This is a genomic window from Arthrobacter sp. 01N444 (assembly GCF_056399305.1).
This window is the reverse complement of sequence record NZ_JBFTRB010000003.1, coordinates 293,471-308,466: the sequence shown is the minus strand read 5'-3', so window position 1 is coordinate 308,466 and position 14,996 is coordinate 293,471. Positions and strand designations below refer to the sequence as shown.

At 68.2% G+C, this 14,996-nt stretch carries 15 protein-coding genes; 10 read left to right on the top strand and 5 right to left on the bottom strand.

Annotated features, from left to right (window positions below):
- Positions 1-588 precede the first annotated feature (588 nt).
- The 3 genes from AC1DKN_RS05895 (at position 589) to AC1DKN_RS05885 (ending at position 4,432) form a co-directional block, all read left to right on the top strand.
- On the top strand, positions 589-735 hold the full coding sequence (locus tag AC1DKN_RS05895) for a hypothetical protein (RefSeq protein ID WP_476870694.1): 147 nt from the start codon (positions 589-591) through the stop codon (positions 733-735).
- 215 nt (positions 736-950) lie between these two features.
- Positions 951-3,056, top strand: a complete 2,106-nt coding sequence (locus tag AC1DKN_RS05890; protein ID WP_476870693.1) for a type IV secretory system conjugative DNA transfer family protein — start codon at positions 951-953, stop codon at positions 3,054-3,056.
- Positions 3,050-4,432 carry a hypothetical protein gene (locus AC1DKN_RS05885; RefSeq protein WP_476870692.1) on the top strand — a complete coding sequence of 461 codons (1,383 nt, stop codon included), beginning with the start codon at positions 3,050-3,052 and terminating at the stop codon, positions 4,430-4,432. Before AC1DKN_RS05890 ends, AC1DKN_RS05885 begins: the two co-directional genes overlap by 7 nt.
- A gap of 4 nt (positions 4,433-4,436) precedes the next feature.
- Here AC1DKN_RS05885 and AC1DKN_RS05880 read toward each other — a convergent pair whose 3' ends face one another.
- Positions 4,437-4,814 carry a hypothetical protein gene (locus AC1DKN_RS05880; protein WP_476870691.1) on the bottom strand — a complete coding sequence of 126 codons (378 nt, stop codon included), beginning with the start codon at positions 4,812-4,814 and terminating at the stop codon, positions 4,437-4,439.
- Between the two features lie 108 nt (positions 4,815-4,922).
- On the opposite strand from AC1DKN_RS05880, the gene AC1DKN_RS05875 reads away from it, so the two are divergent.
- The 5 genes from AC1DKN_RS05875 (at position 4,923) to AC1DKN_RS05855 (ending at position 10,799) form a co-directional block, all read left to right on the top strand.
- On the top strand, positions 4,923-5,078 hold the full coding sequence (locus AC1DKN_RS05875) for a hypothetical protein (RefSeq protein WP_476870690.1): 156 nt from the start codon (positions 4,923-4,925) through the stop codon (positions 5,076-5,078).
- A 2-nt stretch (positions 5,079-5,080) separates the two neighbouring features.
- Positions 5,081-5,731, top strand: a complete 651-nt coding sequence (locus AC1DKN_RS05870; protein ID WP_476870770.1) for a nuclease-related domain-containing protein — start codon at positions 5,081-5,083, stop codon at positions 5,729-5,731.
- Between the two features lie 67 nt (positions 5,732-5,798).
- Positions 5,799-7,448, top strand: a complete 1,650-nt coding sequence (locus tag AC1DKN_RS05865) for a hypothetical protein (protein ID WP_476870689.1) — start codon at positions 5,799-5,801, stop codon at positions 7,446-7,448.
- A gap of 20 nt (positions 7,449-7,468) precedes the next feature.
- Positions 7,469-10,246 (top strand): FtsK/SpoIIIE domain-containing protein, encoded by a 2,778-nt coding sequence (locus AC1DKN_RS05860; RefSeq protein ID WP_476870688.1) that lies wholly within the window; start codon positions 7,469-7,471, stop codon positions 10,244-10,246.
- Entirely contained in the window at positions 10,155-10,799 is a 645-nt protein-coding gene (locus AC1DKN_RS05855; RefSeq protein ID WP_476870687.1) for a hypothetical protein, read from the top strand. The genes AC1DKN_RS05860 and AC1DKN_RS05855 overlap by 92 nt, the downstream gene beginning before the upstream one ends.
- 130 nt (positions 10,800-10,929) lie before the next feature.
- Here AC1DKN_RS05855 and AC1DKN_RS05850 read toward each other — a convergent pair whose 3' ends face one another.
- Entirely contained in the window at positions 10,930-12,306 is a 1,377-nt protein-coding gene (locus tag AC1DKN_RS05850; RefSeq protein WP_476870686.1) for a type II toxin-antitoxin system HipA family toxin, read from the bottom strand.
- Positions 12,306-12,590: a helix-turn-helix domain-containing protein gene (locus AC1DKN_RS05845; RefSeq protein ID WP_476870685.1), complete on the bottom strand. Its 285-nt coding sequence runs from the start codon at positions 12,588-12,590 to the stop codon at positions 12,306-12,308. Before AC1DKN_RS05845 ends, AC1DKN_RS05850 begins: the two co-directional genes overlap by 1 nt.
- A gap of 219 nt (positions 12,591-12,809) precedes the next feature.
- On the opposite strand from AC1DKN_RS05845, the gene AC1DKN_RS05840 reads away from it, so the two are divergent.
- A complete protein-coding gene (locus AC1DKN_RS05840) occupies positions 12,810-13,094 on the top strand; it encodes a hypothetical protein (protein ID WP_476870684.1) in 285 nt (94 codons plus the stop codon).
- A gap of 39 nt (positions 13,095-13,133) precedes the next feature.
- On the opposite strand, the gene AC1DKN_RS05835 is transcribed toward AC1DKN_RS05840, so the two are convergent.
- Positions 13,134-13,583 carry a hypothetical protein gene (locus tag AC1DKN_RS05835; RefSeq protein ID WP_476870683.1) on the bottom strand — a complete coding sequence of 150 codons (450 nt, stop codon included), beginning with the start codon at positions 13,581-13,583 and terminating at the stop codon, positions 13,134-13,136.
- Between the two features lie 165 nt (positions 13,584-13,748).
- On the opposite strand from AC1DKN_RS05835, the gene AC1DKN_RS05830 reads away from it, so the two are divergent.
- Positions 13,749-14,609 carry a metal-dependent hydrolase gene (locus AC1DKN_RS05830; protein WP_476870682.1) on the top strand — a complete coding sequence of 287 codons (861 nt, stop codon included), beginning with the start codon at positions 13,749-13,751 and terminating at the stop codon, positions 14,607-14,609.
- Here AC1DKN_RS05830 and AC1DKN_RS05825 read toward each other — a convergent pair.
- A complete protein-coding gene (locus AC1DKN_RS05825) occupies positions 14,606-14,983 on the bottom strand; it encodes a hypothetical protein (protein WP_476870681.1) in 378 nt (125 codons plus the stop codon). The two genes, AC1DKN_RS05830 and AC1DKN_RS05825, sit on opposite strands and share 4 nt — an antisense overlap.
- Positions 14,984-14,996: the final 13 nt, after the last annotated feature.

Genomic DNA, 14,996 nt, shown 5'->3' with positions numbered 1-14,996 from the left:
TGGCTCGGTGTTTCCCGGCGCGCAGCGCCTGCCCTGGACAGCACCAACCCTCATGAAGAAGCCGCAGCTTCACCGGCGCGCAGCGCCTCCCCCAACCACGCACCCCCGGAAACCAGCAGGACCACCCGGCCACCCGCAGACCGCCCCCGGCAGGGAAAAGCAGCCCCGGCACTGGTGAGCCACACGCAGGGACCGCCGACGGCAGTAACGGCCCGCCGCAGGCGCACCCCCACCGACGCCCAACAAGCGGCGTCTCCACCCACGGGAAGGCCGCCGGCAGGCAGTGAAGGCCCGCCGCAGGCGACACCAGAGCCACACCAATCACATTGGTAACAACTTCCTGCGGTGCTGCTCGTTTTGGAATCCGGCCGCATACAGTACGGATGGACCGGCTAGAGATGTTGAGGCCGGCAAAATGACTGCCCTAATCCCACCGTGTGGAGAGGGGAGAAGAGGGCGCGGGGCCCAAAACCGGGTTTCCGGTGTTAAGGGGCGATTTCCCAGCCTCTTCCGGGCTGGCCGATTCCCCGAATCGCCCATCTGGGGTCTGTGGGGCCGCCACCCGGAAATCTGCGCATGTTCAGAGGTATGGACCAGCTGACTTACCGCCTTGCCCGTGCCGGCGGGATCGAAACAAACCCCACAACCTACACCCAGCGCGCCGGAACGTTCGCGTCCGCCGTCGCCAACACCGGAGCCGCGACGCTGCTCACCCGCCGGGACGCCACGGGCTGAACGGATACCTGATCCTGCCGGCCAACGCCGCCGGACAGAAGGCCGAAATCCACCTGGCCCACACCGTCGGAGCCCGCGCCGAACCGGCCGAACTGCCCGCCGGGCTGGGCGACACCGAAGAGATCGGCACGCTCGAGTTCCGCCCCTCCGTCGCACTGCGCGAAACCCAGGCCGGCATCGACCCGACCGAGCTGCCGCGGCTGCTCGGGAACGCGATGGCCGACGGGACCTGGGTGTCCGTCACGATGCGCCGGCCCGCCAACAAGGAACGCCGCCGCTACACGACCTGGCTCGCGCACCGGCTCGGGACCGCGATGCCGACGCACCATTCAATGTCCCCGACCGCGATGGTCGTCTCCATCACCGCCGGCGCTGCCACCAGGGACGAAGTCCGCGCGCTGCTCTCCCAGGTGACCGCCGGCCTGCCCGGCTTCGACCTGGACACCACCGTCCGCTTCGCCCGCCCCCGGAACGCCGCGTTCTACGCCGGTGGCGCCGGGGCCGCCCTGTCCCTGGCCGCCGCGCTCGGACTGCCGCACCTGCCTGCCGACGTCGCCGCGCTGCTCCCGCACGCCGGAGCGTTCACCGGCTTGTTCTTCGCCGCGGCCGCCGTCTTCGGCCTGGCATTCCTCGCCGGGCTCTCCGGCCGCCTGCCCTCCCCCGACTCCCGGCTGCGGGACCGGCTCGACACCGGCCGCTTCCCGGCGCCGGCGTCCCGGCTGCTCGCCCCGGCCCGGCCGCGGAAGGAACAGATCGTGCGCGGCCACTCCAAGGATTCCCAGGGCAACCGGGTCCCGTACGAGCGCCTGGTCCGCGCCCACGACGGCGAATACCCGCTGCACAGCCGCGCGTTCCTGGTCGGCCCCTCCGTCGTCGTCGGCACGGTCTCCCCGCACGCCGGTGCGATCTCCGGCGTCGCCACCACCAGGGCCCGGTCCACCCCGCCGGCGATGCTGCAGCAGATCGGGCCGCTGCTGGGCATGACCGATGACGGCTCCGCCCACCTCTCCGCCGCCGCGATGCTGTTCGGCGTCGCGATCGTCGGCCGGCCGGGTTCGGGTAAGTCGCTGCTGGTCCGGTCGCTGTTCGGCTGGCACTGCCTGGAGCGCGTCCGGCCCTCCGGCCGGGCCGGCTACCCCGGCGCGCACAACACGCTGATCGCGTTCGAGTCCAAGGGCGATGGCGCCGCCAAGTACGTCGAGTGGGCGCACGCGCTCGGGGACCAGATCCTCGTCATCGACGCCGCCGACCCGTCCACCCCGGCGATCGACCTGTTCGCCGTCCCGGGCGACAACGCCGCGAAGGCGAACTTCTTCACCAACGCGATGAAGTACACGTTCGGCGAATCCGCCATCGGTGACCGGTCGCTGCCGACCATCGTCGCCGTCCTGACTGCCGCGCAGGCGATCGACGCCGCCGTCCTGGACTCGATCGATGACCGCGACGAGCTCGTCCTCCCGCACGGGAAGTCTCCGATCTTCTACGCCTTCCACCTGCTCGCCGGCCATTCGGACAAGACCGCCGTCACCCTCGCGCACGGGCTGCGGAACCTGGCGGTGAAGCTGCGGGAGCGCGGCACCCCGAACAGTGATTACGAGCTCGGCTACTCCGCCATCTCCTCCCTGTTCGAAGACAAGACGGAGTCGGTCCGCCGGACCTTCCTGGAGGCGCCGCGGAACAAGTTCGAACAGCTCCTGGTCCTGGAAGACTGGTGGACCCCGGGCCGGCGCAAGGTCACCTGGGAACAGGTCCTGAACGGCCACCGCTCCATCGTGATCAACACCGGGTCCTCCGCGACCGGCGTCATCCTGGACGAATCGCAGAAGCAGCAGCTGTCCTCGATGCTGATGTTCTCGCTGCAGAACGCGCTGATGCGTTACTGCTCCGGCTGGCTCGAGGCCGGCCGGTCCGTGTCCGTCTTCGCCGACGAGCTCTCCCTGCTCGCCGGCACCTCCCCGGAGATCGTCGGCTGGATCCGCGACCAGGGCCGGTCCTACGGCATCCGCGCCATCCTGGCCACCCAGCGGCCCGAGCAGCTCGCCCCGTCGCTGCGGAACAACTTCCTCACCTACTCGACGCTGGTCAGCTTCGCGCAGAACGACGTGACCACCGCCGCCGAGGTTGCCGCGAACGTCGGCGGGGACTGGTCCACCGAAGACATCCAGCACATCGAGCCGTTCCAGGTCGTCGTCCGGTCCGAGGTCGAACAGCGCCGCCAGCCGGCGTTCATCGTCAAACTTCCCAACTTCGAGGCCGACATGGCCAACTACCCGGCTGCCCAGGGCTACGCCCCGGCCGCCTCAGGAGGACCCGCATGGTAGCCGCCCGGCGCACCGTCACCGATTCCGCGCACGCCTCGGCCGTCCCGTCCGCGTGCACCAACAAAGACGTCACCACCCCGAACCGGCAGGACCCGTACTGGGGCCAGCTGTGGGAACCCGGATCCCAGGCGGTCTGGTTCACCAACGCGATGGCCCGGCGGCGCAGCGAACAGATCGGCGCCGTCAACAAGAAGCTCCTGCCGGACGAGGCCGAGGCGTCGCGCCTGCTCACCACCGCGCGCGGCCGGGCCGAACGGCTCGCGGCGTGGGGTGTGCTGGACTCCTGGCGGACCGCGTCCGCCGAACAGGTCGCCGCGTTCACCGGGTCCTCGCTGTTCCTGGACCCGACCTACTCCACACTCGCGTCCTCGTTCTCCCTCGGTCTCCTGGACCTGGGCACCTACTCCCACCCGATGTCCCGGTTCGGGATCGCCCGCAACACCGTGTACCGGCCGGCGAACTCGGACGCGTTCGACAAGCTGATCGCACCGACCCTGACATGGCCGGAGTGGGCCTCGGTCACCGGCGGGATGGCGTGGTCTTCCGGCGGCCAGTACGACCGGCACAACATCCTGGCCACCGAGCTCGCGCTGCGCGCCGCCGAGTACCTTCCGCTCGGCGCCGTCCTCGGCGAGAAGTTCGCGACCGTGGACCTGCTCGCCGGCACCGGCCTGGGCAAGACGGTGAAGAACCCGGACAACCGCCGCGCCGACGGCGTCATCGTCCGCGAGGACGGGCTGCGGATCGCCTTCGAACTGACCGCCTCCGCCTCCACCGGGTTCGAGAACAAGATCCGGCGCTGGGCGCAGCTGAACAACGACCGCCCGCTGGAGACCTCCGGGCTGACGGTGCTGTTCATCGCCGCCCCGCACCCGGACCGGTCCCGGCACACCTCCGCGGACCCGCGGCAGGAAATCTACAAGCGCATGTCCCAGGTGCTCCGGGACTTCCCTGGCACCGGCCCGGACTCCCCGGCCGCGCGGATCGGGATTGCGCACTGGGAGGAATACTTTCCGGCCGAGCACCGGCTCTCCAAAGAGTTCCTGAACCTGACCGCCGACTTCGCCCTCGGCGCCTGCACCGGCCCGGACCGGTGGGTCCAGCGCGACCTGCTCTCCGACTACGACTTCACCCCGTGGGAAAACTTCGACCCGATGGCCGTGGTCGACAACGTCCCGCTGCTCGCCGCGTCCCCGCACTGGATGCGCCAGGGAGAACACACCCACCTGATCGGCTCCCCGATGGGACGGGCGCGCACCGGCGTCCCGCACCCGGCACCGGTCCGGCCCGAGACGGTCAAAGGCCGCCCGCTCGGCGGCGCCGTCGGCAACGGCGGCCGCGCCAAACTCCCGCCCCGGCTCCGGATCGAAGGCTGACGGGTCAGCTGTTCCGGTAGGCCTCTTTGTCTTTGAGCGCCTGCACCAGATCAGGAAGCGTCCGGATGGAGACCTGGCTGTGGTCGATCGTCACGGTGAACCGGGACTCGCCGGCGTCAAATACCAAAAGCGCACCCCGGAAGGCCAACCCGTCTTCTACGAAGTCGAAGGTGACCCGGGTCTTCGGGGTGTCGTCGTAACTGTCGTAGTTGCCGCGGACGTTGGTGCATTCGGGCACGTCAGCGAGCCCCATCCCGACGCTCCACTGCTTCATCGCGGCGGGCAGATGCTCCCTGGCGGCGGCGACCTTCTGCTCTTGCTTCTCGGCCCTGACCCGCTTCTCGTCGGCGATGATCTTCTCTGCCTCAGCACGTATTCCCACTGGCCCTCCCGGAGCTCCGCGTCGTCACCTCTTTGTACGCGGTCCGGCGGCGCCGGTCAACGCGTAGACACGCACCCGTGGGGGCCGGGTCTACGCATGTTCAGGGGCATGAGCGAACAACGATTGCGCGACCGGATGGCCGATGACCGGGCCCGGAACAACAGGGAAATCCAGGACTGGATGAACGGTGATGGCGGCAAAGTCCTCGCCGTCATCCTCATCGCCCTCGTCCTCTGGGGCGTCGTCTCCAGCGTCTGGCAGTGACCATGAACGGCATCTACGGACGGGCCGCCACCGGCCTGGCAAACGACTCCTCCTTCGCCGCCAACGAGGCGGTCGCGAAGATCGGCGCCACCGGCGAACTGAAGACCGCGGCCATCCTGGACGGGTTCGCCTTGAAGGCCGCCGTCCTCCACGACCTGCGGATCCCGATCCCCGGGTTCAAGTCCAACATTGACCACATCGTCGTCTCCGGCAACCGCGTGCTGATCATCGACACGAAGGTCTGGAAGCCCGGCTTCTACTGGACCCTGTTCGGGGTCAACCGCCGCGGCGGCGACCGCGTCGACCACACCGCCAAAGACCAGGCCTACGTCCGCCAGGCGATCGTCACCTACCTGCGCGGCACCGACGCCCTGGTGACCGACCCGCATCTGGCCACCTGGTCCTCGCAGCAGGCGGCGGCCCCGGTCTTCTGGCTGCTGAAGGTTCCGGGCGCGAAGCTGCTGCACGGCGACGCGCTCCTCGGCTTCGTCAAACGCTTCATCGGCCGGACCCCGGCGGACCCGGTCATCACCCGCAAGCTCATGGAGCTGTGCGTGAAGAAGGCCGCCCCGGTACGGCCGGCCAGCTACGACCAGGGCTTCGGTTCCACCGGACGGCGTTTCGCCCCGGCCGGGCCGGACCCGTTCGCCTGAACCGCCCTGCCGTCGGGACGCCCGGCGCATAGAAAGCACGACACCACTTCGGAAGTGAAAGGCCACCATGGCTGCAGCACGTAGGAACCAGGGACCGGCGAAACCAGTGACGGGCATGGTCATGCTCGGCGCTCTCGCCGCGGCCGGGTACGCGATCTACCAAGGCTTCCCCGGGATCGCCGCGATCTGGGCCGGCCTCGTCGTCTCAGCCTGGATGTACCCGCCGGCGATGCTCACCGGGAAGAAGGACTCCCGCGGCTACCCGACCGCCGCGCACCCGGGCGAGCAGGCCGAGATGAACAAGTACCGGCTCTGGGCTGACCTGAAGTACAAGCTGCTGATCCCGAGCATGGACTGGCTGCCCGGGCTCAAGCCCCAGCTGTCCTGGCTCGCTGCCGTGTGGGCCGGCGCCGCCGCCTACCTGATCCCGGTCACGGACGTGAAGTACACCGCCGGGTACGGGCAGTGGATCGACGCGGCCGCAGCGTTCATCGCCGTCGCCCAGTACACCGCGTCCCGCCGCCGCACCGAGGTCGCCGACGACGAGAACCCCGGCGCGACCTTCGATGCGCTCATCTCCCTGGCGCAGAAGAACCTCGCCAAGGTCATCGGCCTGACCATCGGCGGCATCGTCCTCGCCGGCGTCGTCGGCACTGTCGTGACCGTCGCGCTGCCGCTGGCCACCAAGGCCGCACACCTGGAACCGATCCCCGAACCGGCCGTCTGGGCGCTGATGCTGACCGGCGGCCCGCTCGTGCTGCTCGCGAAGCCGTGGATCACCGAGGCGCTCGAGCACTGGCGCGTCGTCGTCGCCGCCCGCGAAGAATGGCGCGGCCGGTGGGAAATGCTCAAGCAGGATCCGGCACCGCGGCTGGTGGACCGGCAGGAAGTCGGTCCCGCCACCATCGACACCTTCGATGCCCCCGGCTCGATGGGCGCCATGGGTTACTGGTCGATGGGCCCGAAGATCGGCCCGACCCTGGGCACCGGCGCGAAGTTCGCCGTCCTGGACACCCCCAACCTGGACTCCAACAACCAGCCCATGCCCGGCACCAAGCACCCGCTCCGGTTCGACTTCGTCAACTGGCCTTCCGACCAGATGCCAGACGTCTCGGACCCGGAGACCCCGAAAGAGGTCGTCTTCCAGCTGGCCCGCTGCGCCCTGGCGTGGATGTCCGAATCGACCGGCTGCGCCCGCCCCATCCTTGATGACGTCCACCTGCTGACCGTCCCGGCCGGCCCCGCACCGGAACCGGCTGAAGGCGAAGAGCCCGCACCGGCTCCCGCCGCCGGCCGCGCCGCCTGGGCGATGACCTGGCACGCCCCCGAGGGACCGCCCGCGTCCTACCTCCGCAACGACGGCCGCAGCGCACTCTCTGCCGCGTTCAACTCCCACGTCCTCGTCGACCACCGCGCCATGAACGACGCCGGAGCCGCGTACGTCGGGGCGCTCACCGACCCGAACACGCAATGGGATCCGTCCTGCGGGCTCAACACCGCTGAGATGGAGCGCCTCATCACCGAGGACACCTGGAACGGCCGCTGGGCCGAAGCGGCACCGGCACACTCCACCAACCCGCCGGTCCCCCAGGTCCCGACCGCCGGTTCTGCACGCCTCAAAGGCGGCGCCGTCATCGAGTCGCTGTCCTTCGTCACCCGCCAGGGCATGACCCCCACGACTTCTTCAAGTTCGAGAACAAGCTGCCCACCGTCCTGAACGCCGCACCGTTCGTCGCCATGACCGGCTACATGGGCGCCGGCGGCCGCCCCGGGGACCGCCACCCGCAGGCCTTCACCGTGTATTGGTCCAAGGACCCGGTCCCGGCCAAGCCCGACGTCCTCGCCCCGGTGCCGGCCGACCGGCGCGCCGGAATCCACACGGCGTCCGAGGCTCCCAAATGGGTGCTCGCCGGGCTCGTCAACCAGGCGTTCCTCGCCTGCAAGATGCCGGACCGTCCCGAGGTCGTCTCGGTCTCCTGCCTGACCAAGCCCGAGTCCCGGCACCACATCTGGTGGATCGACCTGCGCCTGTACGGCGGCGTCACCCTCGCCGACGTGCGCACCGCCGCCAACCGGATCCGCCAGCACTGGGGTTCCGAATGGCTGCGCGTCGCCGAGGCACCGGACGGCTGCTCCATCATCGTCGGCGCCAAGCCCTCCCGGGTGAAGCTCGCCGAACCCCGCCACGAACGCTACCTGGCGGCGCTGAACTGGAACCAGGTCTTCCTGGACTCCGGGCTTTCCGGCATCGGCGGGTTCATGCCGACCCTGACCGACGTCGGGCACATGCCCCGGAACGAGCAGGTCTCCATCCTCGACTTCGACCTGCCGCCGGGTCTCGAGTTCAGCTCGTTCACCGGGGTCCGGACCAAGCTGGAGTCCAACTCCCAGAACACGTTCGTGGAGCCGCGCCGGGTCAAGAACAAGTCCAACAAGATCCAGCTGCTCTCCTGCGAGGTCAACCCGATGCCGGAGACCGCCGGCTACGACTGGAAATTCATCCAGGACACCAAGTTCATCCCTTTCGCCACCGGCGTGGAGGGTGAGCCGGTCGAGTACAACTTCCGCGTCGACCCGCACCTGCTCATTGCCGGCGCGTCCGGCGGCGGCAAGTCCGTGCTGATGCAGTCACTGATGTTCGGTGCCCTGATGCGCGGCTACGACCTCTACATCTCGGACCCGACCAAGGCCGGCGCCGACTTCAAGTTCGCCGAACCGTACGCCAAGGCGTTCACCTCCACCGTGTTCGAGGCGGCCGCCATGATGAAGGGCATCTACGCCGAAGTCATGCGCCGCAAGGGCCTCGTCGCCGCGGCCGGGGTCGGCAACTACCGCGACCTGCCCGAGGACGTCCGGCCCAGGCACATGGTGCTGGTCCTGGACGAGTTCACCTCCCTGATGGGACAGGACCCGGTCCCGCCGGCCTCGGATGATCCGGAGATGGATTCCGAGCGGGAAATGATCATCGCCACGAACGCGGCCCGCACCCAGATCGGTGTCTACACCGGCAAGGTCGCCCGCGAGGCCCGCTTCGTCGGCCTGACCCTGTTCCTGGCCACTCAGAAGCTGTCCGCGAAGATGCTCGACACCATCCCGGGCGCCGGCGACCTCAAGGTCAACCTCTCCCGCCTGCTCATGGGCAAGGCGACCTACGGTGACAAGCAGTCCGCGTTGCGCACACCGCAGGATGCCCCCGACCTCGGAGATGCCATCCCGCCGGGCCGCGGCCTGTTCGAAACCACCGCCGGCGCCGCCATGGCCATCCAGGCCTGGTACGACCCGGCCGAACAGGTCGTCCTGGCCCAGCAGCTCGCAGCACACGGACCCGCGATGCTGGCCGAGTCCGAGAAGCTGGATCTGGCACCGTTCATGCCGAAGATCCCGAACCAGCAGGGCATGGCGGAGTTCGCGCCGGCGGCCGAGAAGGTTGTGGACCTCGGCGAGCTGTCCCTGGACCTGGGCGATCTCGAATTCACTCTGGACGAAGACGAGGCCCCGGCCGCCGTCTCCCGGTTCACCGAGGAGATCCAGGACGCGGCCCTGTTCTACGACGTCGACGGAACCCTCTGCCCGTTCCAGCACAACGACTCGCTGGAGAAGATCATCGTCCCGTTCCACGGCACGCAGGCGTACAACAAGCGCCTCATCGAACGCCTTGCGGCGCTGCCGCTGGACCAGGCGTGGCTGACTGGCTGGTTCGAGGATGCCCCCGACTACCTTGGTGACCTGTTCCCGCGGGCCATCGACGTGCTCAACTCCGACACCGAGAACACCGGGCTGTGGAAGATCGACGCCGCCCTGGCCTGGCTCGCGGACCGGCCGCACCTGAAGCGGATCGTCTGGATGGATGATGAGCTGTTGACCGAGGATGACCTGCTCGGCGTCACCCACCGGGACATCGCGATGGAGGCGTTCGAAGCCGCCGGCATCGAGGCCCTCCTCGTGCTGACCGATTCGGACACCGGCATCACCGAAGCGGACGTGGACGCGATCGAAGACTTCCTCGCCGCCGGGCTTCCGCCCCCGCCACGGGACCCGAGGAGCCGGCCGAAGAAACACCGGTGGAAGAGACACCGGCCGATGACTGGTCGGACTGGACCCCGGAACCGGCCGCGGCGCAGGAGTTCGAGGACTGGTCCGACGTCGCAGCAGCCGTCCCGGCAGCGGTCAGCTGGGACACCCCGGCACCCGCCGCCGGCGCGTGGGATGAGGGTGCGCCGGAACCGGCTCTGGTCCCGGCAGCCGCCGGCACCGCCCTGGTCGACCCGTTCACGGAACCGGCACCGAAGCCGCGCCGGCGCCGGTTCAACCTCCCTGCCGACGAGGACCCATTCGGCTAGGCCCACCCCCGCAGTGTCACCCCCTGTTCCCCTGTCCGGTCGCTCCGGGCAGGGGGACAGCCGTTTCCGCACACATGAGTCCCATGACTATTCCACGCACCATCACTACCGAAGCCGAGTGGGAAGCCCTCCCGGTCGGCACGCTCGCCCGTGTCAGGTACCTCGAGCACGATGAGGGCGGCAACGAGGTGGACGAAGGCAAGTCCATGTCCATCCTCCGCGTCGACGGCGACGTCCGCGCCAACGCCGGTGACTGCATGCTCGCCGGCGGCCAATACTGGTCCGAGGTCTGGGTATGGGAACAGGGCGTCACCGTCATGGACCCCACCACGATCCCCGAAGCGGTCTGGCCCGGGGAACCGAAAGACACCCCCGCGGAAGCGGCCAAGTCGGCAATCGATCAGGCCATCAGGGACCACTCCGCAGCCGTCAAGAACCTCGACAAGATGCCGACTAAGGCGATCCTCGCCCTGCCCGACGGGTCGGGCCCCGGGCAATCACCGGCTCGCTTCATCATTGAAGCCCTGACAGCCCTCGGCTGGGCACCGCCCCCGGTCTACCCCGAAGGCGTGCAGGTCTGGACAATCTCGGGCATCCCCGACGCCGGCCGCTCCGACGGCACCCAGGCGTACTTGTCCCTGCCGACCCGCACCGGCAAGGACCGTTTCGACTACCAGGCCCGCTCCGACATCTGGCTGGAGAAGCCCACGGTCACCGTCAACTTCTAGCTGCCGGCCCGCCGGAGCTACTAGGCCCGGCGTGCGCTAAAGCTTCGACGAGAAAGCATTAGTGCACGCCCCGTCCATGTCTGTTGACACCATTCCCCACCGCTGTAGGGATTAGTGTCAAAGGGGTGGATCAGCGCCGGCGGCGGAAGTGGCCCCGGACGCGCTTCCCGCCGCGCATGTGCTCTGCCACCCACACGTCGCCGTGGGAATGGCTGGGCCGCGCGGCCGACGTTCCTGCCATGTCGATCACTGCCTGGGCAGGAGCAAGTGATGTGACCCGCCGGGCGTTCTCACCTTCGAAGGCCTTAGCCATGTAGTCAAGGGAGTCAGGTTCCGCTCCGAGGCTGAGGGCTTCATCCTGCCAGTGGGATACCGCAGCGGCGACCTGCTGCAGCCGGTCAACGGCCGCGTCCCTGGTCAGTCGGAAGGCATCCGTGAAATCCAGAAGCTCCCGGACATCCCTGTCGAAGAGTCCCCCGTTCGGGGTCAGCGGCGTTTCCGAGGTTCCTCCCGGCGCCGGGTTTACGTCGAATGACGGTGACAGGCGCCAGCCCTTGCTGGTCCGCAGGAGCCCGTGGTTACGCATGTGGTCATCGGTGTTGTTGACCATGGCAATGAGGGCGGCCCGGCTGAACAGCTCGTTGGCGTCACGAACGGGATCTGAAGAGATGTGGGCGACTTCCGCAGCGATCTTCACGTAGTCGGGATGTGAGTATGTATCCAGCTGCAGGGCTGTCCGTACGCTCATGTACGGGATGCGCCGGTCCCCCTCACGGTCGAACCGTCGTGTGAGGAAGATTTGGGAGAATTCCGTCAAGGGCATCAGCCGGGATTCGGCAACCCTGATGCCTGCCCGTTGCTGAAGCCTGATGGCCACCATTTCCCACAGCTGCACATTGCCGATGTCTGAGGTCTTCGGGAATTTTGCCAGCAGCATCGATCCGTCGTCGTCCCGCACCCAAGCCTTCGGCTGGGCACCGCCTGGGGAGGACCCTGCGCCCATGAGCAGGGAGTTCTCTTCCTTGACTTCGCCGGTCTCGGCGAAAATCCTGGCTTCCTCCGCCAATGCCGCGAGGTCACGGATCCCGGCGCCGCGGCCCCATGAGGACAGGAACCGGCCGTTCTCCCTGAAGCGGAGCGCGCCCTGCCTGGTCTCATCGTTGACCATCAGCAGGTAGCCGGCTTCTCCAGTGGGCGGGATGCGGCCGGCGCCCTGGGCGCGGGCCTGCTGGCGCAATTCTTCGAACAGGAGCTTCTTGCCCCAGTCATCCGGGGCGGCATCCTGGAAGGACCCGAACAGCTCCCGGCCTTGGGTGGGGTTCTGGGGGCCACGCCGCAGCGGAAGCTCAGGAGAGATCTCGAAGGCTTCCGCGGCAGACATCCAACTGTCGGCGTAGGTGAACGAGACGTGCTCGCGCGGGGAAAGTCCGTCTGTTTCAATATCCATCACGCCGGCCACAGTCTCGTTGACGAGGACTTCCACCCGCCGGATGTTACGGCCGGCCATCAGCCCTGCCTCGGGGCGCGCTGGCGGTTGAGCAGATGCGCACGGGCCCTGCCGAGGTCGGTATTCAGCGGGTCGACAGAGCTGATCAGGTCTTCTGCGACGCCAAGCACAGACGCCACGGTCATCAGGTGCTCGACCTTTCCACCTTCACCGGCTTCCAGGCGCATGAGCGTCGAACGTGACACGTCCGCCCGTTCAGCCACGAGGTCCTGCGACAGGCCAAGAATGATCCGGCGGCTTTTCAGGTTAGCCCCGAGCCGCTGCATTGCATCACTACTATTCATGTAGCTAGTGTAACTCATTAGCCCGTTTAATGCATCAAAATAGCTACATTGAGCTGCCCCAGCTGGCCACCGTGGCCGCAATCCACTGCCGGGCCACGGGACGAGCACAAATACTGCGATGAGAACTTCCGACCAACAGGCTCAGAGCAGGCGGACCGCAGACGACGAGGACGACGAGGACGACGTGGCCACTGCGCACTGCGCCGCACACAGAAGGGTATGAGCCTCCTTCAGCCCCGCACCCGGACCGGCCGCTTCTCCACCTTCGGGCACGCCGCCCCGAGCGTCTCGCTGCCAGCGGCACGCTACCCGTCCGAGCTGCCGCTCCGGCGTGACCGGTTCGCGTCCGTTGACAGGCCGGCGCCGCGGCTGCTGACCCGCCGTCACCTCACCCCGATCCGGGACGCGATCGAGTCGGCCGGAATCCACGATCTTCACGAAATCCGGGACCAGGCGCTCAAGCTCGCCGCCGAGATCCGGGACATCCAGACCCGCCTCCGGTAAGGCCGCGAACGGCCCGGGTTCACCCGCCGCCAGGAGGAGCTATTTGACGGCGTCGAGCTTGGCGCGAAGTGTCTGAACGTAGGTCTGCCCGCTGGTCTTGACCGCCTCGGCCGCGTTCAAGCATCCACGAAGTTCCACCCCGGGGCCGTAAGGATCGCAGACTGCGGCAAAAGCTCCGACCTTCATCGCGGCGTCGTCAAGTACAGCGTCCTCGATGCCGTGCTCCCGGACCAGGGTGTGAACTTTGGCGATGTTGACGGTGGTCCGGTTCAGGACGGCTGCACACTGGGAGGCCTCATCATCGAACTTCGTCGTGGTCGGAGGACAGATGGCGGCGACCACCAGTTCGGCAACGAACAGCGGATCATCCAGCGCCTTCTTGTCCGCCACCGACATGCCGGCAGCTGCGCCGGGACCCGCACAGCCGGACAGCGCCCCTACAAGGAGAGCTCCGACAAGGACCAGCGGCGCTACTGCTCTGTTCAACATGGGCTCAGAGTAACGGCCCGAACCCCTTCGACCGCAGTGGTCCCGTCCGGCGCGTCTCTACGCATGCTCTGGGACGGACCGGCACCGCCGAGGCGCCGGGGAATCTTCTTCACGCAGCCGCACACATTCGGTCCAGAAGACTTCCCCGACGAAAGGACGCCCGCCATGATGGGAGCCCACCACGCAGCCTGCGGCGCCGCCGCCTGGGTTGCCCTGACCACCAACATCCACGTGGACCTGACCGCCATCGCCGCGAAGGCACCGTTCCTGCCGCACGCCATGGATCTCGGCCTGGGCCTGTGGGACGTCAGCCCGATCGGCGTCGTGACCGGAGCCCTCGTCGTTGCCGGGGCCGCGATGGTCCCGGACGCCGACCACCACAACGCAACCATCGCCCATTCGCTGCCGCCGCTCTCCAACGTGATGTGCGCCGGGATCGGCAAGCTCGCCGGCGGCCACCGGCACGGCACCCACTCCATCGTGGGAATCGCCGCGTTCGTGTTCATCGCCTGGCTCGCCGGGCTCTGGACCATGCACGTCGACCATTTCGGCACCATCTACCCCGGCGCCGGCATCCTCTCCGTCCTGCTGGTCGCGTTCGCCGCGAAAGCCTTAAAGATCATCCCGGACTCGATGCGGAAATCCCCCTGGGCGGTCGGGCTCGCGATGGGTGTCTTCATCACCTTCTTCGCACCCCAGGAACAGGGCTGGTTCCCGGTCGCGATGGGCCTGGGCGTGATCGTCCACATTCTCGGGGACATGATGACCACCGAGGGCTGCAACCTGGCCTGGCCGTTCGCGATCAAGCCGCCGAAAGCGTTCAAGAACATTCCGTTCCTCAACGCCTGCTGGCACTCCAACGGCTACATGACCATCCCGGTCCTGGGCCACGCCGGATCCATGCGCGAATGGCTGCTGCTCATCCCGATCGGGGCGTACGCAATGTTCGGTGTCGGCGGCACCCTGGTCGCCATGGGCCAGTCCGGCCTGCACGAGCTGGTGGTCGCGACCGCGCTCGGGCGCTAGATCCCAGGGTTCTCCGAGGTGGCGTGGGCGTTCATGAGCGCCCGCGCCACATCCATGATGGCCTTCTTCGCATCCGACGGCAGGGCCCCTGCCCCGGCGATGGTGAGCTCACCGGAACCGGTGCTGTCCACCCCGAACCCGAGTGACCGGGCGCTGGCCAGGATGATTTCCGCTTCGCTGACGCCCAGCCCGACCGCCATGGCGCGGATCGTGTCCGGGTCCGGGAAGTTCTTCATCGGCCGGGCACCGTTGGCCATCTGCTGCAGCCGCCGGCCGGCGGGCTGGCCGCCGCAGTCCTCGGCGAGCTTGTCGAAGCTGCGCCCCATTTTGCGGTCGAGGATCAGCTGGGCCAGGTTCGGCCGGGCAACGGTCACAGGGGAATCTCCT

Excerpts from the sequence above, each read along its gene's own strand:
- AC1DKN_RS05875 (WP_476870690.1), top strand. The coding sequence starts at position 4,923 with ATGAGCGAACAACGATTGCGCGACCGGATGGCCGATGACCGGGCCCGG.
- AC1DKN_RS05850 (WP_476870686.1), bottom strand. The coding sequence starts at position 12,306 with ATGGCCGGCCGTAACATCCGGCGGGTGGAAGTCCTCGTCAACGAGACT.
- AC1DKN_RS05845 (WP_476870685.1), bottom strand. The coding sequence starts at position 12,590 with ATGAATAGTAGTGATGCAATGCAGCGGCTCGGGGCTAACCTGAAAAGC.
- AC1DKN_RS05860 (WP_476870688.1), top strand. The coding sequence starts at position 7,469 with ATGACCGGCTACATGGGCGCCGGCGGCCGCCCCGGGGACCGCCACCCG.
- AC1DKN_RS05870 (WP_476870770.1), top strand. The coding sequence starts at position 5,081 with ATGAACGGCATCTACGGACGGGCCGCCACCGGCCTGGCAAACGACTCC.
- AC1DKN_RS05885 (WP_476870692.1), top strand. The coding sequence starts at position 3,050 with ATGGTAGCCGCCCGGCGCACCGTCACCGATTCCGCGCACGCCTCGGCC.
- AC1DKN_RS05890 (WP_476870693.1), top strand. The coding sequence starts at position 951 with ATGGCCGACGGGACCTGGGTGTCCGTCACGATGCGCCGGCCCGCCAAC.
- AC1DKN_RS05865 (WP_476870689.1), top strand. The coding sequence starts at position 5,799 with ATGGCTGCAGCACGTAGGAACCAGGGACCGGCGAAACCAGTGACGGGC.
- AC1DKN_RS05895 (WP_476870694.1), top strand. The coding sequence starts at position 589 with ATGGACCAGCTGACTTACCGCCTTGCCCGTGCCGGCGGGATCGAAACA.
- AC1DKN_RS05835 (WP_476870683.1), bottom strand. The coding sequence starts at position 13,583 with ATGTTGAACAGAGCAGTAGCGCCGCTGGTCCTTGTCGGAGCTCTCCTT.
- AC1DKN_RS05840 (WP_476870684.1), top strand. The coding sequence starts at position 12,810 with ATGAGCCTCCTTCAGCCCCGCACCCGGACCGGCCGCTTCTCCACCTTC.
- AC1DKN_RS05830 (WP_476870682.1), top strand. The coding sequence starts at position 13,749 with ATGATGGGAGCCCACCACGCAGCCTGCGGCGCCGCCGCCTGGGTTGCC.
- AC1DKN_RS05855 (WP_476870687.1), top strand. The coding sequence starts at position 10,155 with ATGACTATTCCACGCACCATCACTACCGAAGCCGAGTGGGAAGCCCTC.